The following is a 312-nucleotide window of genomic DNA, read 5'->3' as shown; positions in this document are numbered from 1 at the left end:
GTACGTCGGCATCCATGAGCGCTTCAACAAGTGCGAGTGAGTCAGCAAGTACTAGCGCCTCCATGAGTGCATCAACCAGTGCTTCAGAGTCCGCAAGTACGTCGGCTTCCATGAGTGCGTCAACGAGTGCGAGTGAATCCGCAAGTACGTCCGCGTCAATGAGTGCCTCAACGAGCGCATCAGAATCTGCAAGTACCTCAGCATCGATGAGCGCTTCAACAAGTGCTTCAGAGTCCGCAAGTACCTCAGCATCGATGAGCGCATCAACGAGTGCAAGTGAGTCAGCAAGTACGTCGGCTTCCATGAGCGCTT

1 pseudogene is annotated in these 312 nt (G+C 54.2%); it reads right to left on the bottom strand.

The annotated features are described in order from the left end of the window. Positions 1-312 (bottom strand): annotated as a pseudogene (locus tag HMPREF2697_RS10580) (hypothetical protein); the annotation flags it as partial.

The sequence above is a fragment of the Streptococcus sp. HMSC064D12 genome, assembly GCF_001837205.1.
Classification (GTDB): domain Bacteria; phylum Bacillota; class Bacilli; order Lactobacillales; family Streptococcaceae; genus Streptococcus; species Streptococcus salivarius_D.
Note: the sequence above shows the minus strand (reverse complement) of the source record. Positions and strands in the feature narration are given on the sequence as shown.